Here is a 23,061-nt window from a genome sequence, read left to right on the forward strand (position 1 = left end):
CTAGTCCTTTGTGTCGAAGCTGCGGAAGATCAGGCGGAGGGCGAAGGTGGCCACAATGATCGTGGCGATCACCACCACCACGCCCATGGCTGCGGCCTGTCCGATATCGAAGCCGAGGAAGGCCCGCTGGTAGATGTAGAAGGGCAGGTTGGCGCTGGCAGTACCGGGACCGCCTGCGGTCATCAGGTAGATCTGGTCGAACGTGTTCACCACGTAGATCGCCCCGAGCAGCACGCCCAGCTCAATGTAGCGGCGCAGCTGCGGGAGGGTGACGGAGAAGAAGGTGCGCCACCAGCCGGCACCGTCCACCTGTGCGGCCTCCAGGACGTCCTTGGGCTGGGCCTGCAGTCCGGCCAGGACCAGCAGCATCATGAACGGCGTCCACTGCCACACCAGGGACATCAGGATCGAGGCGATCGGATGGGCGGAGGTCCAGTCCACCGGCGAAATGCCCACCAGCCCAATCAGCCAGTTCAGCAGGCCGTAGCTGGGGTTGAGGATGGAAACGGACCACAGCAGCGAACCCGCTACCGGCATGATCAGGAACGGTGTGATGAGCAGGGTCCGCACGATCCCGCGGCCTGCGAAGGAGCGGTCCAGGAGCAGGGCGAAAATGATGCCCAGGATCATGGCGAAGAAGACACAGCCCAGGGTGAAGATGACGCTGTTCAGGGCCGCCTGCCGGAACGTTGAATCGGCGAAGATCTCCACGTAGTTGGAGAACCAGACGAACCGGTCGCCGTCGGGGTTGAGCAGGTTCCAGTTCTGCAGCGAGTACCAGATGGTGAACAGGAACGGGACCTGGGTGACGATGATCGTGAAGATCAGCGCCGGCAGCAGCGGTCCGCGCCGCCGCCACCCCTCCGCCCGGGACATGCCGCCGGACTGCCGCTTTTCGACGTCGCGGCGCGCCTTCGCGTTGTGCCGCTCTACCAGGGTGGTCATCGGCTCTCTCCTGCCTGGTAGCTCTCGGCGACGGTTTCTGCATAGCGCTGGGACTGCTCCAGCGCTTCCTCGACGGTCTTCTGGCCCGCGATGGCAGCGGAGATCTGCTGTGCCACCCGGGTGCCGAGGTCCTGGAACTCGGGGATGCCCACAAACTGGAGCCCGGGATACGGCACGCCGCCCGTCATGGACGTTTCCTGCGAGGCTCCGGCCATCGCGGAGAGCGTGGGTTCGGCGTAGGCCTGGGCCACTTCGGCGTATTCGGGGATTTCATAGGTGGAGAGCCTGCTGCCCGGGGGAACCCGTTCCCAGCTGATTTCCTCCCCCACCAGTTCAATGAAGTCCTTGTCCGTCATCCAGGAGATGAAGTCCCAGGCGGCGTCCTTTTCCTCGCTGGTGGAGGGAATGGCCAGTGACCAGCTGTACAGCCAGCCCGCAGAGTCGGTTTTCTCCACCGGCGCCGGGGCGTAGGCGGTCTTGCCCACTACCAGCGAGGAGTCCGGATCTTCCACGGTGGAAACCATGGCGGTTGCATCGAACCACATGGCCGCATTGCCCTGGCTGTAACGGGTCAGGCAGTCGCCGTAACCGCTGGTGGCCGCGCCCGGCTGGCCGGAATTCCGGATCAGGTCAACGTAGTCGGTGACGGCAGCTTTCACCTCGGGGCTGTCCAGGGTGGCGTTCCAGTCCTCATCGAACCAGCTGCCGCCGTAAGTGTTGATCATGGTGGTCAGCGGGGCCATGACCTCGCCCCAGCCGGCGAGTCCGCGCAGGCAGATGCCGGAGAAGCCGTCGTCCGGATTGTGCAGCCTCTCGGCAAACCCGGCAATATCGGCCCAGGTGGGCTGTTCCGGCATGGTCAGTCCGGCTTCCTCAAAGAGGTCCTGGCGGTAGGCGAGGAAGGCTGATTCGCCATAGAACGGCACGGAGTAGAGATCGTCCTCGTAGCTGAGCGCCTCGCGGATGTTGGGGATGAAGTCATCCGGGTCATACCCCTGGGTGTTGTCCGCGTAGTCCTGCAGGTTGGTCAGCCAGCCGTTTTCCGCCCACATGGGCGTTTCATAGTTGGACACCATCACGACGTCGAACTCCCCGCCGCCGGTGGCGACGGAGGCAGTGATCTTGGCCCGCGCCTCGTTCTCCGGCAGGGACACGAACCGGACGTCGACGTTCGGGTGCTCTTCCTTGAATTGGTCCTGCAGGGAGATGGCGTCCGTCATCTGCGGGTTGGAAACGATCGCCACCACAATCTCCTGGCGGCCGTCGGCACTGCTGCCGCCACAACCCGTGAGGACCAGCGCTGCTGCCGCCGCAGCAGCGGCCGCCTGCCGTGCGCGCCGGTGCCGCCGCTGTCTGCGTTCTGATCTCATACGTCATCCTTGCTCATTTGAGATTTTTGCGTGCGCTCATTTGGGGAGTGACTCTAGTCATATAGACTCAAATGAGCAACAACGCAGTGCTCATTCGGTAACAGGGAGGGCGGAATCATTACCGGAACAGGTGCCTCCCACGAGGAGCTGCTGGCCAGGATTGGCCGGGATTATTACCTGAACAACCACTCCAAGGTGGACATCGCGCGGGACTACGGCATTTCGCGCTTCCAGGTCGCACGCCTGCTGGATGAAGCGCGGGCTCTGGGAATAGTGCGCATCGACGTCCGCTTCCCGGAAGCAGCCGCAGACCTGGCACCGGCACGGCTCGCCGCGTCCCTCGGCGTCGAACGGGTCCGCATCAGCCCGACCGGAGCGGATGACCGGGCCACCCGCGAAGCCATGGCCCAGCAGGCTGCGGCGGAGATCATGGCGGCCGCTGCCCCGGGCGCGAATATTGGCGTTTCCTGGTCCCGCACCCTGGATCTGGCAGCCCGTTATGTCACGGACCTGCCGCAGTGCAACATCGTTCAGCTGGCCGGCGCCCTGCCGGTTCCCGGCAGCGGCAACTCCCTGGAGCTCATCCAGAACCTGGGCCGGCACGACGGCGTTGCCACCTGGCCGCTGTGGGCACCGCTGGTTGTTGAAAACGCCCTGACCGCCCAGAGCCTGCGCCGCCAGGCGGAAATCGGGGACACCCTTGCCAAGGCCAGTTCGCTGGACGCCGCGGTGGTGGCTGTCGGGGCCTGGATGCCCGGGCTGTCCACGGTCTGGAACCGCGTGGACAACCATTTGAAGCTCGAAGCCGCAAAAGCCGGCGCGGTGGCCGAATGCTCCGGGCGCCTGATCGACGCCGAAGGCCGGCCGGTGCGCTCCGAACTGGATGAGCGGGTGCTGGCGGTGAGCCTTTCCCAGCTGCAGAACACCCCGAAGGTGGTGGCCGTGGCGCAGGGAGCCGCCCGCGCCGACGCCGTGCGCGCAGTGCTCGCCGCGGGGTTCGTCACCACCCTGCTGGTCGACGAGGACCTGGCCGTAGCCCTCTCCGGCCAGTAAGGCAGTCCCGGCGGAAACAAGTGACGGGGACCACGCGATTAGTCCACCCGGCAAGCGTACGGTAGAGTTCTAAGCACGCCGCGGGGTGGAGCAGTTCGGTAGCTCGCTGGGCTCATAACCCAGAGGTCGCAAGTTCAAATCTTGCCCCCGCAACCAATATAAAAAGGTCCTGATCCGGTTCGCCGGACCGGGACCTTTTTGTTTCCCCTGATGCCGTGTGTGACACGCTTATGAAGGGCGGGATCCGGCGGTTTTACTAATATCGGCTCTGTGCTGGTTGGAGATAGATCGGCCACAGAGCTAAGGAAACCGTTGAAAACCACTCTCACCCGCAGGCTTGGCGTGCCCGGAATCGTCCTGATGGTCGTCGCCGCTGCGGCCCCCATCACCGTTGTCGCGGCCAACTTCCCCCTCATCCTCACCGTGTCCGAATCAGTCGGGATGCCCCTGATGGTGCTGGCCGCCACGGCCATACTGCTGCTGTTCTCGGTCGGCTACGCCTGGATGACCCCTCACGTGCCGGACGCCGGTGCTTTCTACTCCTACGTTGACCGGGGGCTCGGCCGCCGGGCCGGGCTGGGCACCGCAGGACTGGCGCTCTTCGCCTACGTCCTCCTCACGGTCTCGATGACCTGCTATCTGGGCGTGCAGGCGGGCAACCTGATTGAGCTCTGGTCCGGAGCCCAGGTTCCCTGGTGGGCGATCTCGGCTGCCATGATCGCCGTCGTCGGCTTCCTGGGCTACCGGGACATCAACCTTTCCGCCAAGGTGCTGGGCACCGTCCTCGTCCTTGAAGTTGCTGCTGTCCTGGCCATCGACCTCGGTGTCCTCTTCTCCGGCCGTGACCTCACTTCCGTCCCGTTCAGCCCGGCCGAAGCCATGTCAGGTGCGCCGGGGCTGGGCCTGCTGTTCGCCTTCCTCGGTTTCTTCGGCTTCGAGGCGACGGCGGTGTTCCGCAACGAGGCCAGGGATCCGGAGCGCACAGTCCCCCGGGCCACCTACATCGCGGTGCTCTCCATCGGCGCGCTGTACATCCTCTCCTCCTGGCTGATCATCAGCGGCCTCGGGGCCGGCAACGCCGTGGCCCTGGCAACGGACAGCCCCGACAGCGTGGTGGTCGGCTTCGCCGGGGAGATCCTCGCCCCGATTATGACGGACATCGTCCAGGTCCTCGTGGTGACAAGCATGTTCGCCTGCATGCTGGCCTTCCACAACATCGTCTCGCGCTACCTGTTCACCCTGGGCCAGCGCGGGGTGCTGCCGGCAGGCCTGGCGGCCGTCCACCCGGCCCACGGCGCACCCTCGCGTGCATCCTTCTGGGTGACCGGCGTGACCGCCGCCGTCGTGCTGGTCTCCGCCTTGGCCCAGCTGGATCCGGTACTGGAGATCTACACCTGGTACTCCGGTGCCGGGGCCATCGGCGTGATCGTCATGATGACCCTGACCAGCTTCGCGATCGTCAGCTTCGGTACGCGCGGCGTGTCCGCTCCCGGCGCGGTGCGGGCGGCGGCCGTGGCTGGCGGGATCGGCCTGCTCGGAGTGCTGGCGCTTTCCCTCTGGAACTTCCCGTTCCTCGTGGGCGGCAACCTCGCCGCCGTCATCTGGGGTGCAGCCCTGGTGCTGGTCTTCGCCGCAGCGGCCTTCCTCCCGCGCCGGCCGCAGCCGGCGGAAGAAGCACAGCTGGGCGAACCTGTGTCCAGGCCTTAATCCTCACCGAGGGTGAGCGCGGCGAGCCAGTCCTCCAACTGGCCTGCCAGTGCCCGCGGACCGGCATCCGCGGGCATCAGGGCCGCGCTCACCTGTGCGCCCAGCAGGAAATTAAGCAGGGAACCCGCAGCCCTGTCCGCATCCACCCCTGCGCGCAGTTCCCCGTCCGCGGCAGCTTCGCCCAGATGCGTCAGCAGGGCACTGCGCCACTGCTGCATGGATGCCGCATGCACCTGCGCCCTGAGCGGATCATGAAGAGCCTCCTGCCAAAACGGAAGCACGATCCGGGCCTCATCGAGCCGCTCCTCATCCAGCGGCAGGACTTCACTGCCAAAAGCACGCAGGGCAGCAATTCCGCGGTGGCCGGACACGGCCTCCCGGATCCTGGCGTTCGTCTGGTCGAAGACGTAACCGAAGGCATAGGCGAGAAGATCGGATTTTGAGGCAAAGTACGGCTTGAGCGCGCCATTCGCAAAGCCTGCCTCTTCGGCGATGCTGCGCATCGTCGCCCTGGCCAGCCCTTCGCGGGCAACAATCCGCCAGGTTGCCCTCACCAGGTCCACCCGGCGGGCCTCGTGGTCAACCACCTTTGGCACTTTTCCATCCCCCCACGCCGCACGGCTGTGCCGCCGGCTTGCCTGCCGGCACCCGTGCGTCCGCATTGCGCGAAACCCTTGTGATCCAGCTTACTTTGTGTTTATTCTCTACGTTCATAGAAAAACAGACAAGTCTAGGAGCGCACATGAGTACAGCCACCACGGACGCAGCAGCGTCTGCATACGCCCTGGCCTCGGCAGAGGAGATTACGGCCGTGCGCGGCATCCTGGCCGACGCCGGCCTGGTGGTTGAAACCACGCGCTTCGCCTATCTGGGCCTGCTCGACGCTCCCAGGCAGCAGGCCTCCCCCGAACGCCGGTTCCGTGCCTTCCTGCTGGACACTGCCGGCGGCGCGCCCAAGGACGTGGTTGTTTCCACAACGCGCGGCGAAGTCCTCTCTGTCGTGGAACTGGACACCTCCGTCACCGGTGAGCTGCCCGTGCTGGAAGAGGAATTCGAGGTGGTCGAACAGATCCTTGCCACGAATCCCGACTGGCTTGCCGCCCTTGAACGCCGCGGACTGGAGGTTGAAAAGGTACGCGTGGCTCCGCTGTCCGCAGGCGTCTTTGAATACCCGGAAGAAAAGGGCCGCCGTATCCTGCGCGGACTGGCTTTCCTGCAGAATTTCCCCGAAGACAGCGCCTGGGCGCATCCGATTGACGGACTCGTGGCCTACGTGGACGTGACCAGCAAGACCGTTGACCAGGTACTGGATTTCGGTGCAGTCCCGGTTCCCGGGGAGCACGGCAACTACACCGACCCGGAACTGACCGGAGAGCTGCGCACATCGCAGAAACCGATCGTCATCACCCAGCCCGAAGGCCCGTCGTTTACCGTCACGGACGGCAACCACGTGGAGTGGGAGAAGTGGAGCCTGGACGTTGGCTTCGACGTCCGCGAGGGCGTTGTCCTGCACAATCTGGCCTTCCGGGACCAGGACCGCACCCGGACCATCATTAACCGCGCCTCGATCGCGGAAATGGTGGTTCCCTACGGCGACCCCTCCCCGGTGCGGTCCTGGCAGAACTACTTCGATACCGGCGAATACCTTGTGGGCCAGTACGCGAACTCACTTGAGCTCGGCTGTGACTGCCTTGGCGAGATCACCTACCTGAGCCCGGTCATCGCTGACGGTTTCGGCAATCCGCGGACCATTCGCAACGGGATCTGCATGCATGAGGAGGACTGGTCCATCCTCGCCAAACACTCCGACCTGTGGAGCGGCGTGAATTACACCCGGCGCAACCGGCGCCTGGTCATCTCCTTCTTCACCACCGTGGGCAACTACGACTACGGGTTCTACTGGTACCTCTACCTCGACGGCACGATCGAATTCGAGGCGAAGGCTACGGGCATCGTCTTCACCAGCGCATACCCCGGCAAGGACTACCCGTACGCCACCGAACTCGCTCCAGGGCTCGGCGCGCCGTTCCACCAGCACCTCTTCAGTGCACGGCTGGAGATGGCCCTGGACGGCACCACCAACCGGGTAGAGGAAGAGGAAGCCGTCCGCGTACCCATGGGTCCGGGCAACGAGCGCGGAAACGCCTTCACCCGCAGACGCACTCTCCTTTCCCGCGAGTCGGAGGCAGTCCGCAGTGCCAATTCCGGGACCGGCCGCACCTGGCACATCTCGAATCCCAACTCGCTGAACCGGCTGGGCGACCCGGTGGCCTACAAGCTGCTGCCCGAAGGACAGCCGATGCTGCTGGCAGATCCTGAATCCTCGGTGGCAAAGCGCGCAGCGTTCGCCACCAGGGACCTGTGGGTGACCCGCTATGCCGAAGACGAGCGCTACCCCACCGGCGACTTCGTCAACCAGCATTCAGGCGGTGCCGGCCTTCCGGAGTACATCGCCCAGGACCGGGATATCGACGGCGAACACATAGTGCTCTGGCACACCTTCGGGCTCACCCATTACCCGCGCGTGGAGGACTGGCCGATCATGCCGGTGGACACCGCGGGGTTCAAGCTGCGTCCGGACGGATTCTTTGACCGCAGCCCGGTGCTGGATGTTCCCGCCAGCACCCCCGCTGCCGGCGGCCACTGCCACAGCTAGGCAGCGGCATGCGTTCCGGCACAGCGCCCGCCCGCAGCGCTGCCCTGCGGCTGCATGGCCGGGCCTGTGCCGGACTCGCGGTACTTAACGCAGCCGTGCACCTTCTCCTGTTCCAGGGCCACGGCTGGTTCCTGGGCACGGCCATGGTCCTCATGGCCGCTGCCTGCCTGTACTGCGCACTCCGCCTGTGGCGTGCTCCGGACGCCGGGGAGGCGCGCATGATGATGGGTTCCGGCCTGTCCATGGCGGGAATCCATGCCGCGCTCCTGCTGGCGGGAGGCCTGGGCGGAGGCCATGCCGGGCACACCGGGCAGGCCAGCACGGGCTCCGCTTCCGGGGACACGGGAATGCTGCTGGTTCTTGCCCTGGAACTGGCGGCAGCGCTGACGGCTGCCACCCTGGTTGCCCGGCTGCGGCTGCCGGGCTACCGGCACCCGGACCCGTCAGGCCCCCTCAGCGGCAAGCCCTTCAACCGTGGCGCGGGAGCCGGCGTCGTGCAGTGAGGCCAGCGCCTGCGTATAGGCCTGGATGAAGCGCTCATTGGAAGCCAGGTTGCCGAAGAGCTCAGGCTGGGAGATGAAAGCCAGCGGATCTTCCCGGTTGCGCGCTGCGGCAGCCATCAGGGGTTCACGCAGCCGGTCGACGACGTCGATCGCCGCGCCCTGCTCATCCGCTCCCTCGGCGTAGCGTGCCCAGCTGGCCACGATGGCTGCCGAGCGGTGGATCTCCCCGCCGGCGTCGAGGTTCTCGCGGATCACCGGCAGCAGCCATTTGGGAATCCGGTCCGAACTTTCCGCACAGAGCCGGGCCAGGGTGTCCCGGACGTATTCGTTGGAGAAGCGTTCGATCAGCTTGTGCCGGTATTCATCCAGGTCCACCCCGGGCAGCGGTTTCAGGGTGGGCGTAGCCTCCCGCTCCATGTAGTCCAGCAGGAACCGGGCGAACACCGGGTCCTGGCAGACTTCGTGGGCGTAGCGGTAGCCGGCCAGGTAGCCGAAGTAGCACAGGCCCTGGTGGCTCGCGTTGAGCAGGCGCAGTTTCATGAGTTCATAGGGCTCGACGTCGTCCACCACCTGCACGCCGGCGTCTTCGAAGGGCGGGCGGCCCTGCGGGAAATGATCCTCCAGGACCCACTGCTCAAAGTCTTCGCTGACCACCGGCCAGGCGTCCTCGATACCGAAGTCCGCTGCCACCATGTCCCGGTCTGCGTCCGTGGTGACCGGGGTGATCCGGTCCACCATTGAATTGGGGAAGGCAACATTCGCGCGCATCCACTCCCCCAGTTCCGGGTCGCGGAGGCCGGCGAACGCGGTAAACATCCGGCGGGCCACATCGCCGTTGCCCTGGATGTTGTCGCAGGACATCACGGTGAACGGCGGTACGCCCGCCGCCCGGCGCCGGGCCAGCGCCTCCGTGACCAGCCCGAAGACGGTTGCCGGAACCGCTCCGGGAGCCAGGTCGGCCTGCACTGCCGGGTTGCCGGCGTCGAACTCTCCGGTGACGTGGTGGAAGTTGTAGCCGCCTTCCGTGATGGTCAGGGAGACGATCCGGGTCTGCGGGGAGGCCATCTTTTCGATGACAGCTTCCGGGTCCTCCGGCGCCAGCAGGTATTCAATGATGGAGCCGATGACGCGGCCTTCGCGTGTGCCGTCCGGGTTCTTGAGCACCAGCGTGTACAGGCAGTCCTGGGCGTCCATGACGGATTTCATCGCCGCGTCCTGCGGAAGCACCCCCACCCCGCAGATACCCCAGTCCAGGGCCTTGCCGGCATTCATCAGCCGGTCCAGGTACATGGCCTGGTGGGCGCGGTGGAAGCCGCCCACCCCAAAGTGGACTATGCCGGTGCTTACGGCGGAACGGTCGTAGGTCGGAACGGCAAGGGCCTTGGTCAGGCCGGCCAGGGACTCGGTCTTCAGTTTGCTCATGGGTCACACCTGTGGGACGAGCGGATAGGTGCGGCTCAATTTATCATGTGAGCAACGCAGTTCCACTCAAATGAGCAAACCCGGGCGTGCGGCAGGCCTAATCGACCAGTTCGGACTGCGTGGCAATGAAGTCCCAGTCCCGGACATCAAGGATGGGATCAATCACGGGGCCGCCGGCCTCCGCGATCCGGTCCTGGACCTTGGGCGGAATTCCGTCCTGCCGAAGGTTCTCCCGAAGCCACTGCTTGGCCGTCGTGTCGAGATACGGCCACCATCTTTCGATCCTGATGGGTTGCATCCCCTGCCCCCTTTCCGTCGCGGTAGGTCCACGGTGCCACCGGCCTTCGAAGGGCGCAAGGGGTGCCGTGAAGACCGCGGCAGAAGGCAGTCAGGGAAAATCCCGGCACAGAACAAAAGTCCTTGTCAGACGGCAGTCCGAGGCCTGGAACCGGGTAGCGGGCGGCAGCTAGGGAAGGGTGGTGATGCTCTCGACCGCTGCCTTCGCGTCCTCCGCGAGGCTCTGGGGAATCGGCGCCGACTTTGCTGCGTCGGCCGAAGCCTGCTGGCCTTCCGGGCTGATCACGAACTGCCCGAAGGTCTTCACCAGCTCCACAGTGTTGGCATCTTCGTAGCCGCTGCAGAAGATCTGGTAGGAGATCAGCACCAGCGGATACGCTCCGGGAGCGGTGGTCGTCCGGTCCAGGTGCAGGGCGATGTCGTGGGAGCTGCGGCCGGGCACCCGCGAGGCCTGCTCGACGGCGATAGAGGCGGCCTCGGCACTGATCGGAACGTACTCGTCACCCACCTTGAGGTTCACGGTGCCGAGGGAATCGTCCACCACGGAGTCATCCGAGTAGGCAACGGTGCCTTCGGTCCGCGTGACGGTGCTGATAACGCCGGCGCTGCCCTGCGCGTTTTCGCCGCCCAGTCCGCCGGGCCAGGAGCCTGAGGGGGCATCCGGCCAGGCTTCGGGGGCAGCTTCATGCAGGTACTCGGTGAAGTTTTCCGTCGTGCCGGAATCGTCCGCCCGGCTGACGGGCGTGACCCGGGTCTGCGGGAGGTCTACGCCGGGGTTCTGGCCGGCGATGGCCGGGTCGTTCCAGTACTCGATCTCGCCGCGGAAGATCCTGGCGATCGTGGCTGCATCCATGTTCAGGGACTCGATCCCGGGCAGGTTGAAGGCCACCGCAATCGGTGAGATGTAGGCGGGAATGTCCAGGGCGCCGCCGGGTCCGCACACCTCGCGCGCTTCGTCCAGTTCCTCGTCCTGCAGGTAGGCGTCGGAGCCGGCGAAGTCCACCGCACCTGCCAGCAGGGCGTTGCGCCCGGCGCCGGAGCCGTCCGGGGAGTACTGGACCTGCACCTTGGGATGCAGCACCCGGAACCCGCCAATCCAGGCGTCCATGGCCGGGCCCTGGGCCGTGGACCCGGAGCCGGAAATGATGCCGGAGAGCGTGGATGTGCTGTTCTCGGCCGCTTCGCGCTGTTCCTCACCCAGGGGATAGTCGGAACCGCAGGCGGTCAGCGCCAGCGCTGCGGCTGCGGTGACTGCCAGGGCGCGAAGTGGACGGGAAGTGCGCACGAAGGTGCTCCTTTAGGGGCTGTTCTTGGGGCTAACCGGCGATAACGGCGTTGGGCGGGCGGCTTGCTGCGCCCACCGGGCACGGCGGTACCGCCACCAGTTCAAGGCTAGCCGCCGATTAGTCCCCACCGCCAACTGGGAGCACGGCCCACCCTTGGCCGAGCAGGGCCCGGGTGGAAAGATGGGCCGGACCGCGGACCGCTGCGGACCGGTTTGCCGAACAGGCACCCGGCAGCGCGGTCCCCGCCCCGAGGGGGTTCCGTGCTGGTCGCTGCCGCAATCTTTACCTTGGTTTCCGCCGCCGTCCACTTCTACTTCTTTGTGCTGGAATCGCTTCGCTGGAATGTTCCGGAGACCATGGGCGTGTACGGAATCACATCCTCCGACGACGCCGAGACCACCCAGCCGCTGGCCTACACCCAGGGTTTCTACAACCTGTTCCTCAGCGTGGGCGCAGTGCTGGGCGTGCTGCTGCTGGGGGTCAGCAATGCCGTTGCCGGCCTGACCCTCATCAGCTTCTCCACCGCTTGCATGGTCCTGGCCTCGGTGGTGCTGCTGGCCAGCAGGTGGCCGCTGGCACGGATCGCGCTCATTCGCGGAATCCCGGCACTGCTCGCGCTGCTGCTGACCCTGATGGCTTCCTAGCGGTCGTAGGCGGCGGCAGTCCACAGGTGGAACAGGGCGTAGGCACGCCAGGGCCGCCACGGTTCGGCCAGGTCCGAGGCTTCACGCGCGGTCTCGACGCCGAGGGCCCGGCGCAGCACCAGGTCACCGGGTACGAACGCGTCCCGGTCCCCGGCAGCGCGCACCGCCAGGTAGTCCACTGTCCACGGACCAATGCCCGGCAGCGCGAGCAGGGCGGCACGGGTGCCGGCACCGAGGCTCGGCTCGCCGGTGTTGCCGGTTGCCGCCAGATCGAGCCCGCCCGCCACTGCCGCGGCCAGCGCCTGGATGGTCCGGGCCCTCGCGCCGGTGATCCGGACGGCAGACTGCAGCTTTTCCGCGCCGCCCGCGGCCAGCCGCTGCGGCGTGGGAAAGCGAAGGAATCCTCCGGGCCCGGGAGTGCCGAATTCCCGCACCAGCCGGGATCCGAAGGTCCGCGCCGCCGCCAGGGAGACCTGCTGTCCCAAAATAGTCAGCACCGCAGTCTCCCACGGGTCCAGGCTTCCGGGGATCCGCAGTCCCGGGCGCGCTTCCACCAGCGGTGCAAGGACCGGAAACCCGGAGAGGAAACCGTCGACGGCGGCGGCCGGAGTATCCAGGTCCAGCCACCTGCGCAGCCGGGCCAGCAGCGCGTCGTCGTCCGCCGGGTCCCCGCCGGCAAGCCTCACTGTCACGCTCTCCGGCGCGCCGAAGCGAACCTCGGCCAGCACCGGGGCCGCGGAGGACGGCAGCAGCCGGGCGACCGACGCGGCCGCGCCGTCAAACTGCACGGACTCAAGGCCCGGTACGGCGTGGGCTTCGAGGCTGCGGACCAGCGGGACCCAGGGGAACGGACCGGGCACGGGGATGCGGCAGGTCCTGGGCGCTGCCCCCTCCCAGGCTTCTGGTTTCACTCCAGGCCGGTCATCCGCAGGGTGATGTTGATGCGCCCCGACTCGAGCCCGGTCTCCGGGCCAGCGGTTCCGGGCAGCGTCTTCGGGACGCCGTGATAGGCGAAGCGGGAGGGGCCGCCGAAGACGAACAGGTCGCCGGAACCAAGCTCGACATCGGTGTAGGGCTTGGTCCTGGTCTGCGTATTCCCGAACCGGAATATACAGGTGTCTCCGATGCTGATGGACACCACCGGGGCGCTGGAGCGTTCGTCCTTGTCCTGGTGCATGCCCATGTGCGCGCCGTGGGCGTAGAAGTTAATCAGCGCTGTGTCGGGGGTGTACTGCTCCGGGTCGAAGATCTCCGGCGCGTAGCCGGCCTGCCCTTCGGAGAAGTAGGCAGTCCGCAGCGCGTCGCGCCCCAGTTCCACCAGCCAGTCCGGAACCTCGGCAACCCGGCCGCCGCCGGCGTCGTCAGCTGTGCGCGTGTATTTGTAGGGCTGCCAGTGCCAGCCCAGGCAGACGGTCTGGACAGACATTTTGTGTCCGCCGGGGAGAACGGCGGAGCGCATCGGCACGGGACCGATGGCCCAGGCCCGGCAGGCCTGGACGATTTCGCGCTGCCGGGACGGCTCCAACCAGCCCGGCACGTGAACGGCTCCGGCAGCGGGCGCGGAACGTTCCCGCGGGAAAAGCTGCCCGGTCATGCGGCGGCTTCCATCGCGAGGAGGGTTGCCTTGGCGTCGGTGCCGCCCAGGTAATTGCCAATCTTCCCGTCGGACCGGACTACCCGGTGGCAGGGCACCACAACGGGCAGCGGGTTCCGGGCGCAGGCGGTTCCGGCAGCGCGCACGGCGCCGGGGCTTCCGGCGAGGGCGGCCAGGGCGGCATAGCTGGCGGTCGAGCCGTACCCAATGTCCGGCAGGTGCTCGACGACGGTGCGCCGGAACCCGGTGGCCAGGCGGAAATCGAGCGCCAGGCTGAAATCCCTGCGGGTCCCCGCGAAATACTCCTCCAGCTGCCGGACCGGCTCGGCCAGGCGTCCGGGAGCCAGGAGGATCCGCGGGCTGATCCGGGCACTGAGCTGCGCCAGCACGGTGTCGTGCCCCTCAACACCAAAGCCGACGCGCACCAGGCCGGCATCCGTGGCTGCCAGCAGCAGCTCTCCTACCGGGGTGCTGATCACTGTGTAGGCAATCTCGAGCAGGCCTTGTTCCTGCGCCGCATCGGCGAGGCGGGTGTGCAGGCGGGCCAGGGCCGCGTCTTCACCGGCGCGCAGGCCAGTGAGGGTATCCGGTGTCATCGCAGCTCCTCCTCTTCCAGGGATCGCAGTTTCCTGATGCCGTCCGCAGCAGCACGCCGGCAGGCGGCCTCCGTACTTTCCAGGAGCACGGCGACCTGAGCGAACGGCAGTCCGGCCAGGTGGTGGTAGGCCAGGGCTTCGCGCTGGCGCTGCGGCAGCGTCCGCAGTGCAGCCCAAAGTCCGTCATGCTCGCCCGGGCCCGGGGCAGTTGCCCCGCGCTCAGGCAGTTCGGGGACCAGGACAGGCCGGCGTGCTGCGGCCCGGTGACCGTCAATGGCCTTGTGCTTGGCGATGGTCACCAGCCAGGCCTGCACATTGGCACCCGGCGGCAGCGAAGGGTAGGCGCGCAGCGCGGCGAGGAACGTCTCCGACCACGCATCCTCGGCGTCGTCCGGGCCCAGCACGGCACGGCAGACCCGCAGCACGGTGGCGCCGTGTTCCCTGACGATCGCTTCGAACGGTTTCACTTCCACATACTGTAGACGCGCCGCGGGAGGGTTTTGTGAGGTCCCGGCTTAGCCTGGACCTCCGGACGGCAGTGGCGACCAAACAAAGCCGGGGCGCGGTCCTGTTGCGCGCGGTCCGGGGTCGTCCGACTCTGCGGGCACGCTGCCGTCGACGTCCGGTGCCGCCCCGAGCAGGGAACGGGTCAGGTTTTCACGCTGTCCGGAGAGGCTTTCGGCTGCACCGAGCAGGTGTCCGTCGGCGGAGTCCTCCCCCGCTTCCGCCGCGGCCAGGACCGCTCGGCGGACCAGTTCCCGCGCAAACGACGCCGTTGCCCCTTCGGTCTGTTCAGCCACCTGTGCCAGCGCGGCGGGAGAGAAGGTTCCGGGAGGTGCGTACAGCTCCAGCAGCCGGGCGCGGTCCGCGGCGTCCGGCAACGGAATTTCGACGGCGAGGTCAACGCGTCCGGGACGCTGCGCCAAGGCCCGCTCCAGGACGTCCACCCGGTTGGTGGTCATCACAAAGGCGACGTCGGAGTCGGCGTCGAGCCCGTCCAGGGCATCGAGGACTTCGAAGAGCAGCGGCTGCGGTCCGTGGCCCATGCTCCGGTCTTCGGCAATCAGGTCAATGTCCTCGAGCACCACCAGGGACGGGGCCATCGCCCGCGCGAGCTTCGCTGCCTGGGACACCGCACCGAGGGATCCGCCGGAGAGCAGTACCGCCGTCGTGCCAGGAGTTTCGCTGAGCAGGTGCCGCACGGTGTGGGTCTTCCCCGTTCCGGGCGGCCCGTAGAGCAGCACGCCGCGCTTGAGGTGCTGGCCAGCAGCCTTCAACCGGCTGCGGTGCCCGGCGATCCCAATGACGTGGCTGCGGACCCGGTCCAGCACGCCGTCGGGCAAGATCACCTCGCTGCGGGGCAGGCGCGGACGGGGCAGGAACGTGACGCCGGCTCCGCTTTGGCCGTAGGGGTCGAATCCCAGCGATACCACCTGCCCACGCAGGACGCTGTTGGTCCGCAGGTCTTCCCGGAGGGCAGCCAGCACCGCGGCGGCCGCAGGACGCTTCGCTGCCATGACGGCAATGTTCGCCTCGGGGCTGCCGGTCTGCGGATCCCCCTTGCGCTGCATTACGGCGACGGGAATACCGCCGTGGCGGAAGAGCCGGATGCCCAGTGCGAGGGCTTCACGGCTGGAATCCGGGCCAATGGCAACGTTGACAAAATCCGGCTGGCCGACCGGGACGTTGCTGAATCCTTCTTCCTGAACGACGTCGGAGAGGGTCAGGTGCCGGCGCTGCTGGCCGCCGCCCATACCGATCAGCGAGTTATCCGGATCCGCCGCGGCCAGCCGTTCCAAGGCGATGTCCAGGTCCGCGAACCGGTGGAACGGGATTTCCTCCGTCACGATCGGCACGTCCACGGCAGGGCGTCCCAGGTACCGGCTCAGGGCGTCCCGCAACCGCTCCCGGTCCGGGGACTGGAAGCGCTGCTGCTGCGCCAGGTCGACCGCCGCGCTGAAGCTGGCCAGGAAATCCGCGAGATTCTTCTCCATGGGCGCCGACCCTATCAGCGGAAGGCGCCCACCCCGGCGATTGAGCGGCCCAGGATGAGGGCGTTGATGTCATGGGTGCCTTCGTAGGAGTAGACCGCTTCCGCGTCCGCGTGGAAACGCGCGACGCCGGTATCCAGGGTGATGCCGTTGCCGCCCACCACTTCGCGGGCCAGGGCGACTGTTTCACGCAGCGAGGTGCAGGTGAACATCTTGGCCATGGCCGAGTCCTCGTCGCGGAAGATGCCCTCTTCCTGGCGCTGGGTTAGCCGGACCACCATGCCCAGGGAGGCCGTGAGGTTGGCAAGCATGGTGGCCAGCTTCTGCTGGGTGAGCTGGAAGGAGGCCAGCGGCTTGCCGAACTGCTCCCGTTCCAGCGTGTACCGGACGGCTGCTTCATAGGCGCCGGCCTGCATACCGGTGGCGATCCAGGCGACGTCGGAGCGCAGCCGGCGCATCAGGGCGGCCACGTCCTTGAAGGAATTGATGTTCGCCAGTCTCGCCGAATCCGGAACACGGACGCCGCGCAGGTCAATATCGAAGTTCTGCATCATCCGCAGCGAGGTCTTGCGCAGGATCTTCGTGAGCGAGACACCCTCCGCCTCGCGCGGCACCAGGAAGGCCTTCACCTGCCCGTCCGCTTCATCCCGGGCGAAAACGGCCAGCACATCGGCGGTGCCGGCCCCGCCGATCCAGCGCTTGGCGCCGTCGATAATCCAGGTGTCGCCCTCGCGGCGCGCGGACGTGGCCAGTCCGCCGGCAATGTCCGAGCCGTGCTCCGGCTCGGTCAGCGCGAAGACGCCGGTGTACTCGAAGGAACGGATTTTCGGGTCCAGCTCGGTTGCCTGTTCGGCGCTGCCGCCGTGCAGGACGGTGGAGCGGAACAGACCGGACTGCGCGTTGTAGTACGTGGCCACGGAGGCATCGGTGCGGGCCAGTTCAAAGTTCCGGAAACCGCCGTAAAGCCCGGACGTGCGGCCGTCGCTGTCCGTGGCGCCGTCGGGGGCCATCAGATTCAGGTCCACCAGCGGCTGGCGGATCTGCTCCGGGAAGTCCCCGGCCTCCCAGTAGTCGGCCAGCAGCGGGGAGACCTGTTCGTCCAGGACTGAGCGCAGCTTGGCCAGGACCTCGAGTTCCGGGCCGGAGAGCAGGTCGGAGTAGCCGTATCGGTCGGAACCGTAGAGCTCGGTCATGACCCCAGGCCCAGCAGCCGGACCGCGTTCTCCTTGAGGATCTTGGGCCGCACCTCGTCCTTCATCTCCAGGGCGTCAAAGTCACGCCGCCACCGGTCGGGAGTGATCAGCGGGTAGTCCGAGCCGAAGAGGACCTTGTCCTGCAGGAGGGAGTTGGCATGCCGCACCAGGTTCGCCGGGAAGTACTTGGGCGACCAGCCGGACAGGTCGATCCACACGTTGGCCTTGTGCGTGGCAACCGCGATCGCCTCGTCCTGCCACGGGACGGAGGGGTGGGCCATGATGATCTGCAGGTCCGGGAAGTCTGCGGCTACGGCGTCGAGCAGGATGGGGTTGGACAGGCCCAGTTTCAGGCCGAACCCGCCCGGCAGCCCGGAGCCAATGCCGGTCTGGCCGGTATGGAACAGTGCCGGAACTCCCAGGTCCTGGATCAGGGACCAGAGCGGGTAGAAAGTGCGGTCACTGGGATCGAAGTTCTGCACGGTGGGGTGGAACTTGAAGCCGCGCACCCCGTAGTCGCCGGCCAGCACATTGGCGCGGGCGAGCGCGTCCGCGCCGGAGGTGGGGTCCACTGATCCGAAAGGAATCAGGACGTCGTTGTTCCGGGCGGCGCCTTCGGCGATGTCCTCGCTGGAGTTCGGCGGGTGCCCCAGGGCCTTGGACGCATCCACGGTGAAAACGACGGCAGCTGTCTTCCGCTCCCGGTAGTACGCGGCGATCTCATCCAGTCCGGGGCGGGGCCCGTCGGTCTTGAAGTGCTTGGACGCGGCGTCGACCAGCGGCTGCGGGAGGGCGTTGTGCCCGTGATCGTCCACTTCAATGTGGACGTGGGTGTCAATGGCATCCAGGGCCGCGACGTCGAGGCCGAGTGTGTAAACCATGGGTGGGGTACTTCCTGTTGGAGCTGACCAGCGGATTCACCTCATCCTGTCGACATTAGTTGAAAAAGTCAACGGTTTTCCCTCCCGTGCCTCGCTACGGCAGGTTCCCCGAAAGCTTCTCGCGAATCGATGCCGACGCCTGGTTCAGCCCCGTGATTTCCACGGACTTGCCGCGCGAACGGTACCTCTCCGCGATTGAATCCAGTGCCGCCACCGTCGATGCGTCCCAGACATGGGACCTGCTCATGTCGATCACTACCCACTGCGGGTCCCGGGCGTATTCAAACTGCGTGTAGAGGTCGTTGGAGGAAGCGAAGAAGAGCTCGCCGTGCACCTGGTAGGTGACCGTTTCGCCGTCGTCCGCCGGTGTGCGCTGAACAGTGACGAAGTGCGCCACGCGGCGGGCAAGGAGAACCATGGCCGTGAGCACGCCGGCCCCGACGCCGATCGCCAGGTTGTGCGTGACCACGGTCGCCAGCACGGTGATCAGCATGACGGCGGTCTCCGACTTGGGCATGCGGCGCAGTGTGGAGGGGCGGATACTGTGCCAGTCGAACGCGGCGTACGCCACGAAGATCATCACGGCCACCAGCGCGGCCATGGGGATCAGCGCCACGACGTCGCCGAGCACCACCACCAGGACCAGCAGGAACACTCCTGCGAGGAAGGTGGAGATGCGGGTGCGCGCACCGGACGCCTTCACGTTCATCATGGTTTGCCCCACGACGGCGCAGCCGCCCATGCCCCCGAAGAACCCGGTGACTATGTTGGCGATGCCCTGCCCGGCGGCTTCGCGCGGCTTCGATGAGCGGGTGTCCGTGATGTCGTCCACCAGCTTGGCCGTCAGCAGGGATTCGAGGAGTCCCACAAAGGCCATCGCCACGGCGTAGGGCAGGATCCGCTCCAGGGTTTCAAGGGTCAGCGGCACGTCCGGGAAGAGCAGGGAGGGCAGGCTGTCCGGCAGGGCCCCCTTGTCCCCCACCGTGGGAATGTTCCAGCCCGCCGCCACGGCGGCAGCGGTCAGCAGGACGATCGCGACCAGCGGGGCGGGCACCGCCGTCGTCAGCCGCGGCAGCAGGAACACAATCAGGAGCCCGACGGCGACCACCGGGTACACCAGCCACGGCACGCCGATCAGCTCAGGCAGCTGGGAGGAAAACACCAGGATGGCCAGGGCGTTCACGAAACCGACCATGACGGATCGGGGAATGAACCGCATCAGCTTCGCCACGCCCGCGAGGGCCAGCAGGATCTGCAGGATGCCTGCAAGAATCACCGTGGGCACCAGATACTCAACGCCGTAGTTGGCCACCACGGGCGCAATCACCAGGGCGACGGCACCGGTAGCTGCTGAAATCATGGCGGGCCGGCCGCCGACGAACGCGATGGTGACGGCCATCGTGAAGGACGCGAACAGGCCCATGCGCGGATCGACGCCGGCAATCACCGAGAAGGCGATCGCCTCCGGAATGAGGGCCAGCGCGACGACGAGCCCGGCCAGCACCTCGGTCTTCAGCAGCCGCGGCGAGCGCAGGGTGCGCAGCACGGTCTGCCGGGGTGCGGCGTCCGGCGCGGGGACTGTCTCCGGCGAAGGGAGGGCAGGAAGGGACAAGGCAGTTCCATTTCGAGTGCGGGGAAGTCCGGCGGCCGGGGCGGATTGCCGGGGCCGTTCGTCGGATCCGGTTCAAGATTACCGCCGTGCCGGCCTGTCCCGGTCCCGCCGCGTCAGGACGGCTGGCCAATAATGGGTGCCATGCCCAAAGATGCCGTGCCCCTGCCACCCTGGCCGGCCCGCTTGCCCAGATTCGGCCGTGTACTGCTGCGTCCGGTCAACAGCAGCGATGCCGGCATGGCTATGGCACTGGCCACGGATCCCTATGTGTGTACCACCGGAACCCTTCCGCTGAATGCCGGCGAGCAGGAGGCGCTGGCCTGGGTGGAGCGCCAGCAGGGGCGGCACAGCGAGGGCAGGGGCTTCTCCTTCACTATCGAAGAACAACTATCCGGCCTGGCGGTAGGACACTGCGGCCTGTGGCTGCAGCACCCCGCCGAGGGGCACGCGAGCGCCGGCTACGCCGTCGTTCCGGAGTTCCGCGGCAGGGGTTTTGCCGCCGATGCGCTGGCTGCACTGACCTCCTTTGGCTGGACCCTGCCCGGACTGGATCGGATCGAGCTCTTTATCGAGCCGTGGAATGCCGCTTCGATCCGCACCGCTGGACGCGCCGGATATGCAGCCGCGGGCATTCGCCGGGCCTATCCGCTGGCCGCCGGAGAGCGCCGTGACGTCCAGGTTTACGCGGCCCGTCGGCCGAATGCTGCAGACTAGACGCACGAGAAATGAAAGCAGGAACCTTGGACGAGGAACGCTCATTTGTACCCGGCGTCAGCAGATGGCGTGCCAACGGCACCAGGCTCACCGCATCCTTCGGGACATGGAGGGGGAAAGAGTACGAGCTGCAGGATGTTATGCCAGACCAGGAGGAAACGCTGGCGCTGGTCAGCCGGTCTAACGAAGCCCCGGGCCCTATGTGGAACACAGTCCGCCGTCACCCCAACAACTTCGCTGCAACCCCAGTGGAACACGTGCTCAGAGTGCCCGCCGCTGAGGTATCGGGCATCGTACGGGTTACAGCCACAGGAGACCTGGGCAGAAACCGGAAGGTTGAGATCCTCGCTGAGGACGCGGAAGGGCGGCTGGCCGTCATCCAGGCGAACCATTGGGAGGAGTCGGATCAGCGCCGGGTCATCGCGTACTGGGACTTTTCCCCGTTCTATGCCAGCGAGCCGCTCTCGCACCAGAGTGTGTTTGGCTGGATCCCCGCGGACCGGGTCTCCGGCATCCAGAGCAAGACCGAGCATTTTCAGCCCCGGATGCATGATTCCACGGCGAAGTCAGCCGGACTGCAGCAGGGCAGTGATCTGCCGTAGCGGCCCCCACGCACCGTCCTCGGAGTTGGACACCAGCGCCAGGGTGACGTCCGCCTCGGGGTAATAGCCCAGGAAGGCGCTGGCGCCGGCATTGATTCCGTCCTTGTAGAACGACCGGACCCCACCTGATGAGCCGAGCCGGAACTCAAGTCCGTAGCCGTAGTGCAGCTCACCGGCGTCGAGGTCCGAGTGCTTGACCTGCGGGCTCAGGAACGCGGCGGTGGACTCTGCGGACAGCAGCTTTCCGTCCCGGACGGCGTCCAGAAACCGAACCAGGTCCGCCGCCGTGGCGTGGGCGCCGCCGTCGGGAGAGCCGATTGGCGGGTAGCTGAAGATGTTCTGCCGCCAGGAGACCACTGTCCCGGTTTCATCGCGGACCGGGTCCCAGCCCTCCGCGACATTCGGGACGGCGTCGCGCATTGAAAAGAACCCCGAATCCTCCATGCCCGCAGCCGCAAACACGTGTTCCCGCACGTAGTCCCGGTAGCTGGTCCCGGTCACCGCTTCCAGCGCCAGCCCGGCGAGGATGTAGCCGCAGTTGCAGTACCGGCAGCCGGCTCCCGGGGCGAAGTTTGGCTCCTTGTGCACGAACTGCGGCAGGAAGTCCGCGGTCTGGGTGACCGAGTAGGTGGGCCTGTCAGTCCAAAGGTCTTCGTAGGATTCGCCGGCTTCCTCGTCGGCGTCGTCCCCGATGCCGGAGGTGTGCGCCAGGAGCTGGCCAATAGTGATCTCCGGGTCAATCCGGGTGCCCTCCAGCGCAACGAACCGGCCAATGGGGGAGTCAAGGGACAGGGTCCCGGCGTCCACTTGCTGCAGCACGGCAACGGAGGTGAACAGCTTGGTGATTGACGCGACGTCGAACCGCGTCCCCGGCAAGACCGGCACATTCCAGCGGCGGGAGGCCGTACCGTATGCCCCCTCGTGGAGTACCCGGCTGCCGCTGGACAACCGGATGGTTCCGGAGAACTCACCACGGGAGGCGGCGTCAGAAAGAAAACGGTCCAGGGATTCGACGTCGATGTCTGGGAACATAACCGAATACTAATGCGCAGCGGAAAATGCCTGTCCGCTGCGGGCACCGGAAGGAATACGCAATTTGTTTACCGGCCTGAGCGCTTTTCCCCTGACACCGCTGCAGAACGACGCCGTGGATGATGCGGCGTTCGTCCGCCTCATTCAGCGGCTCACAGTCTCCGAGGTCGATTCGATCGCGGTGCTGGGGTCCACCGGCTCCTACGCGTACCTGAGTCCGGAAGAGCGACGGCGCGTGGTGCAGCTGGCTGCCGGGCACGCCGGATCGAAGCCGCTGATTGCGGGGGTAGGCGCACTGCGTACTTCCGAGGTGCTGGCCAACGTCCGCTGGGCAGAAGAGTCGGGCGCGGCCGGAATCCTGCTGGCGCCGGTGAGCTACCAGGCGCTGACGGACGACGACGTGTACGGACTGTTCCGCGACGTCACCGGCGCCACGGATTTACCAGTGATTGTCTACGACAACCCCGGAACAACGCATTTCAGCTTCAGCACGGAACTCTACGGAAGGATCGCAGAGCTGCCCGGCATAGCCTCCATCAAGATCCCTCCGGTTTCCGCTGCGGCGGCTCCCGCACGAGTCGAGGAGGTCCGTGCCGTGATTCCGGACCATGTGACCATTGGAATTTCCGGCGATGCGGCGGCGGCACACGGGCTGAGCGCGGGGTGTGACGCCTGGTATTCGGCGGTGGCCGGCACCCTTCCGGAACCTGCAGCGCGAATCGTGCGGGCCGTTGCCGAGGGACGGCACGACGACGCCGCGGCAGAGTCCGCCCGCCTGTCACCGCTGTGGGAACTCTTCGGGGAGCACGGCAGCGTGCGGGTCATCGCGGCTGTTGCAGAGCACCTGGGTTTGGTGCCGCAGGCCTGCCTTCCCCTGCCGGTGCGGGGACTGGATGCCGGGAACCGCCTGCGGGTAGCCAGGATCGTGGAGGACCTTGCCCTGGCATAGGCTCCCGATGCGAC

At 66.7% G+C, this 23,061-nt stretch carries 23 protein-coding genes and 1 tRNA gene; 9 read left to right on the forward strand and 15 right to left on the reverse strand.

Annotation, left to right across the window (positions count from 1 at the left end; genetic code table 11):
* Positions 1–945, reverse strand: a complete 945-nt coding sequence (locus NGB94_RS00400; RefSeq protein WP_091600989.1) for a carbohydrate ABC transporter permease — start codon at positions 943–945, stop codon at positions 1–3.
* On the reverse strand, positions 942–2,315 hold the full coding sequence (locus NGB94_RS00405; protein ID WP_325788262.1) for a sugar ABC transporter substrate-binding protein: 1,374 nt from the start codon (positions 2,313–2,315) through the stop codon (positions 942–944). The genes NGB94_RS00400 and NGB94_RS00405 overlap by 4 nt, the downstream gene beginning before the upstream one ends.
* Before the next feature lie 195 nt (positions 2,316–2,510).
* Between NGB94_RS00405 and NGB94_RS00410 the strand changes: the two genes are divergently transcribed.
* From NGB94_RS00410 to NGB94_RS00420, 3 genes are all read left to right on the forward strand, one after another.
* Positions 2,511–3,368: a sugar-binding transcriptional regulator gene (locus NGB94_RS00410; protein WP_325788264.1), complete on the forward strand. Its 858-nt coding sequence runs from the start codon at positions 2,511–2,513 to the stop codon at positions 3,366–3,368.
* Between the two features lie 79 nt (positions 3,369–3,447).
* Positions 3,448–3,524, forward strand: a tRNA-Met gene (locus tag NGB94_RS00415).
* A 156-nt stretch (positions 3,525–3,680) separates the two neighbouring features.
* On the forward strand, positions 3,681–5,075 hold the full coding sequence (locus NGB94_RS00420; protein ID WP_325788265.1) for an APC family permease: 1,395 nt from the start codon (positions 3,681–3,683) through the stop codon (positions 5,073–5,075).
* Here NGB94_RS00420 and NGB94_RS00425 read toward each other — a convergent pair.
* Positions 5,072–5,671 (reverse strand): TetR/AcrR family transcriptional regulator, encoded by a 600-nt coding sequence (locus tag NGB94_RS00425; RefSeq protein ID WP_418910583.1) that lies wholly within the window; start codon positions 5,669–5,671, stop codon positions 5,072–5,074. The genes NGB94_RS00420 and NGB94_RS00425 overlap by 4 nt on opposite strands.
* A gap of 146 nt (positions 5,672–5,817) precedes the next feature.
* Between NGB94_RS00425 and NGB94_RS00430 the strand changes: the two genes are divergently transcribed.
* Together NGB94_RS00430 and NGB94_RS00435 are read left to right on the forward strand one after the other, a co-directional pair.
* On the forward strand, positions 5,818–7,731 hold the full coding sequence (locus NGB94_RS00430) for a primary-amine oxidase (RefSeq protein WP_325788267.1): 1,914 nt from the start codon (positions 5,818–5,820) through the stop codon (positions 7,729–7,731).
* Between the two features lie 8 nt (positions 7,732–7,739).
* On the forward strand, positions 7,740–8,234 hold the full coding sequence (locus NGB94_RS00435; RefSeq protein WP_325788268.1) for a hypothetical protein: 495 nt from the start codon (positions 7,740–7,742) through the stop codon (positions 8,232–8,234).
* Here the strand turns inward: NGB94_RS00435 and NGB94_RS00440 are convergent.
* From NGB94_RS00440 to pstS, 3 genes are all read right to left on the reverse strand, one after another.
* Positions 8,175–9,656 (reverse strand): mannitol dehydrogenase family protein, encoded by a 1,482-nt coding sequence (locus tag NGB94_RS00440; RefSeq protein WP_325788270.1) that lies wholly within the window; start codon positions 9,654–9,656, stop codon positions 8,175–8,177. The two genes, NGB94_RS00435 and NGB94_RS00440, sit on opposite strands and share 60 nt — an antisense overlap.
* Before the next feature lie 97 nt (positions 9,657–9,753).
* Positions 9,754–9,954: a hypothetical protein gene (locus tag NGB94_RS00445; RefSeq protein ID WP_325788272.1), complete on the reverse strand. Its 201-nt coding sequence runs from the start codon at positions 9,952–9,954 to the stop codon at positions 9,754–9,756.
* Between the two features lie 168 nt (positions 9,955–10,122).
* Entirely contained in the window at positions 10,123–11,238 is a 1,116-nt protein-coding gene (gene pstS / locus NGB94_RS00450; RefSeq protein WP_325788273.1) for a phosphate ABC transporter substrate-binding protein PstS, read from the reverse strand.
* A gap of 261 nt (positions 11,239–11,499) precedes the next feature.
* Here pstS and NGB94_RS00455 point away from each other — a divergent pair, with 261 nt between their 5' ends.
* Positions 11,500–11,883, forward strand: a complete 384-nt coding sequence (locus tag NGB94_RS00455; RefSeq protein ID WP_325788274.1) for a DUF1304 domain-containing protein — start codon at positions 11,500–11,502, stop codon at positions 11,881–11,883.
* On the opposite strand, the gene NGB94_RS00460 is transcribed toward NGB94_RS00455, so the two are convergent.
* From NGB94_RS00460 to NGB94_RS00495, 8 genes are all read right to left on the reverse strand, one after another.
* The gene (locus NGB94_RS00460; RefSeq protein ID WP_325788275.1) at positions 11,880–12,743 is read right to left on the reverse strand and encodes a DNA-3-methyladenine glycosylase family protein; all 864 of its coding nucleotides are present in this window, start codon (positions 12,741–12,743) and stop codon (positions 11,880–11,882) included. The two genes, NGB94_RS00455 and NGB94_RS00460, sit on opposite strands and share 4 nt — an antisense overlap.
* A gap of 47 nt (positions 12,744–12,790) precedes the next feature.
* Positions 12,791–13,477, reverse strand: a complete 687-nt coding sequence (locus tag NGB94_RS00465) for an alpha-ketoglutarate-dependent dioxygenase AlkB (RefSeq protein WP_325788277.1) — start codon at positions 13,475–13,477, stop codon at positions 12,791–12,793.
* A complete protein-coding gene (locus NGB94_RS00470) occupies positions 13,474–14,073 on the reverse strand; it encodes a methylated-DNA--[protein]-cysteine S-methyltransferase (protein WP_325788279.1) in 600 nt (199 codons plus the stop codon). The genes NGB94_RS00465 and NGB94_RS00470 overlap by 4 nt, the downstream gene beginning before the upstream one ends.
* Entirely contained in the window at positions 14,070–14,540 is a 471-nt protein-coding gene (locus NGB94_RS00475; protein ID WP_418910584.1) for an RNA polymerase sigma factor, read from the reverse strand. Before NGB94_RS00475 ends, NGB94_RS00470 begins: the two co-directional genes overlap by 4 nt.
* A gap of 48 nt (positions 14,541–14,588) precedes the next feature.
* Positions 14,589–16,067, reverse strand: a complete 1,479-nt coding sequence (locus NGB94_RS00480; RefSeq protein ID WP_325788283.1) for an ATP-binding protein — start codon at positions 16,065–16,067, stop codon at positions 14,589–14,591.
* Positions 16,068–16,081: 14 nt separating this feature from the next.
* Positions 16,082–17,257 carry an acyl-CoA dehydrogenase family protein gene (locus NGB94_RS00485; RefSeq protein ID WP_325788285.1) on the reverse strand — a complete coding sequence of 392 codons (1,176 nt, stop codon included), beginning with the start codon at positions 17,255–17,257 and terminating at the stop codon, positions 16,082–16,084.
* Positions 17,254–18,138: an amidohydrolase family protein gene (locus tag NGB94_RS00490; RefSeq protein ID WP_325788287.1), complete on the reverse strand. Its 885-nt coding sequence runs from the start codon at positions 18,136–18,138 to the stop codon at positions 17,254–17,256. The genes NGB94_RS00485 and NGB94_RS00490 overlap by 4 nt, the downstream gene beginning before the upstream one ends.
* 94 nt (positions 18,139–18,232) lie before the next feature.
* On the reverse strand, positions 18,233–19,750 hold the full coding sequence (locus NGB94_RS00495; protein WP_325788288.1) for a SulP family inorganic anion transporter: 1,518 nt from the start codon (positions 19,748–19,750) through the stop codon (positions 18,233–18,235).
* 141 nt (positions 19,751–19,891) lie between these two features.
* Between NGB94_RS00495 and NGB94_RS00500 the strand changes: the two genes are divergently transcribed.
* Positions 19,892–20,464, forward strand: a complete 573-nt coding sequence (locus NGB94_RS00500; RefSeq protein ID WP_325788290.1) for a GNAT family N-acetyltransferase — start codon at positions 19,892–19,894, stop codon at positions 20,462–20,464.
* 140 nt (positions 20,465–20,604) lie between these two features.
* Positions 20,605–21,066, forward strand: a complete 462-nt coding sequence (locus NGB94_RS00505; RefSeq protein WP_325788291.1) for a hypothetical protein — start codon at positions 20,605–20,607, stop codon at positions 21,064–21,066.
* Here NGB94_RS00505 and NGB94_RS00510 read toward each other — a convergent pair.
* Positions 21,031–22,098, reverse strand: coding sequence for a serine hydrolase domain-containing protein (locus tag NGB94_RS00510; RefSeq protein WP_325788293.1), 1,068 nt, complete (start codon positions 22,096–22,098; stop codon positions 21,031–21,033). The genes NGB94_RS00505 and NGB94_RS00510 overlap by 36 nt on opposite strands.
* Positions 22,099–22,162: 64 nt before the next feature.
* On the opposite strand from NGB94_RS00510, the gene NGB94_RS00515 reads away from it, so the two are divergent.
* Positions 22,163–23,047, forward strand: coding sequence for a dihydrodipicolinate synthase family protein (locus NGB94_RS00515; RefSeq protein WP_325788294.1), 885 nt, complete (start codon positions 22,163–22,165; stop codon positions 23,045–23,047).
* Positions 23,048–23,061: the final 14 nt, after the last annotated feature.

Origin of the sequence: Arthrobacter koreensis (assembly GCF_035792275.1) — a bacterium.
GTDB lineage: Bacteria > Actinomycetota > Actinomycetes > Actinomycetales > Micrococcaceae > Arthrobacter_B > Arthrobacter_B koreensis_A.

Excerpts from the sequence above, each read along its gene's own strand:
- NGB94_RS00405 (WP_325788262.1), bottom strand. The coding sequence starts at position 2,315 with ATGAGATCAGAACGCAGACAGCGGCGGCACCGGCGCGCACGGCAGGCG.
- NGB94_RS00440 (WP_325788270.1), bottom strand. The coding sequence starts at position 9,656 with ATGAGCAAACTGAAGACCGAGTCCCTGGCCGGCCTGACCAAGGCCCTT.
- NGB94_RS00480 (WP_325788283.1), bottom strand. The coding sequence starts at position 16,067 with ATGGAGAAGAATCTCGCGGATTTCCTGGCCAGCTTCAGCGCGGCGGTC.
- NGB94_RS00445 (WP_325788272.1), bottom strand. The coding sequence starts at position 9,954 with ATGCAACCCATCAGGATCGAAAGATGGTGGCCGTATCTCGACACGACG.
- NGB94_RS00435 (WP_325788268.1), top strand. The coding sequence starts at position 7,740 with ATGCGTTCCGGCACAGCGCCCGCCCGCAGCGCTGCCCTGCGGCTGCAT.
- NGB94_RS00400 (WP_091600989.1), bottom strand. The coding sequence starts at position 945 with ATGACCACCCTGGTAGAGCGGCACAACGCGAAGGCGCGCCGCGACGTC.
- NGB94_RS00465 (WP_325788277.1), bottom strand. The coding sequence starts at position 13,477 with ATGACCGGGCAGCTTTTCCCGCGGGAACGTTCCGCGCCCGCTGCCGGA.
- NGB94_RS00430 (WP_325788267.1), top strand. The coding sequence starts at position 5,818 with ATGAGTACAGCCACCACGGACGCAGCAGCGTCTGCATACGCCCTGGCC.
- NGB94_RS00490 (WP_325788287.1), bottom strand. The coding sequence starts at position 18,138 with ATGGTTTACACACTCGGCCTCGACGTCGCGGCCCTGGATGCCATTGAC.
- NGB94_RS00505 (WP_325788291.1), top strand. The coding sequence starts at position 20,605 with ATGCCAGACCAGGAGGAAACGCTGGCGCTGGTCAGCCGGTCTAACGAA.
- NGB94_RS00510 (WP_325788293.1), bottom strand. The coding sequence starts at position 22,098 with ATGTTCCCAGACATCGACGTCGAATCCCTGGACCGTTTTCTTTCTGAC.
- NGB94_RS00500 (WP_325788290.1), top strand. The coding sequence starts at position 19,892 with ATGCCCAAAGATGCCGTGCCCCTGCCACCCTGGCCGGCCCGCTTGCCC.
- NGB94_RS00485 (WP_325788285.1), bottom strand. The coding sequence starts at position 17,257 with ATGACCGAGCTCTACGGTTCCGACCGATACGGCTACTCCGACCTGCTC.
- NGB94_RS00470 (WP_325788279.1), bottom strand. The coding sequence starts at position 14,073 with ATGACACCGGATACCCTCACTGGCCTGCGCGCCGGTGAAGACGCGGCC.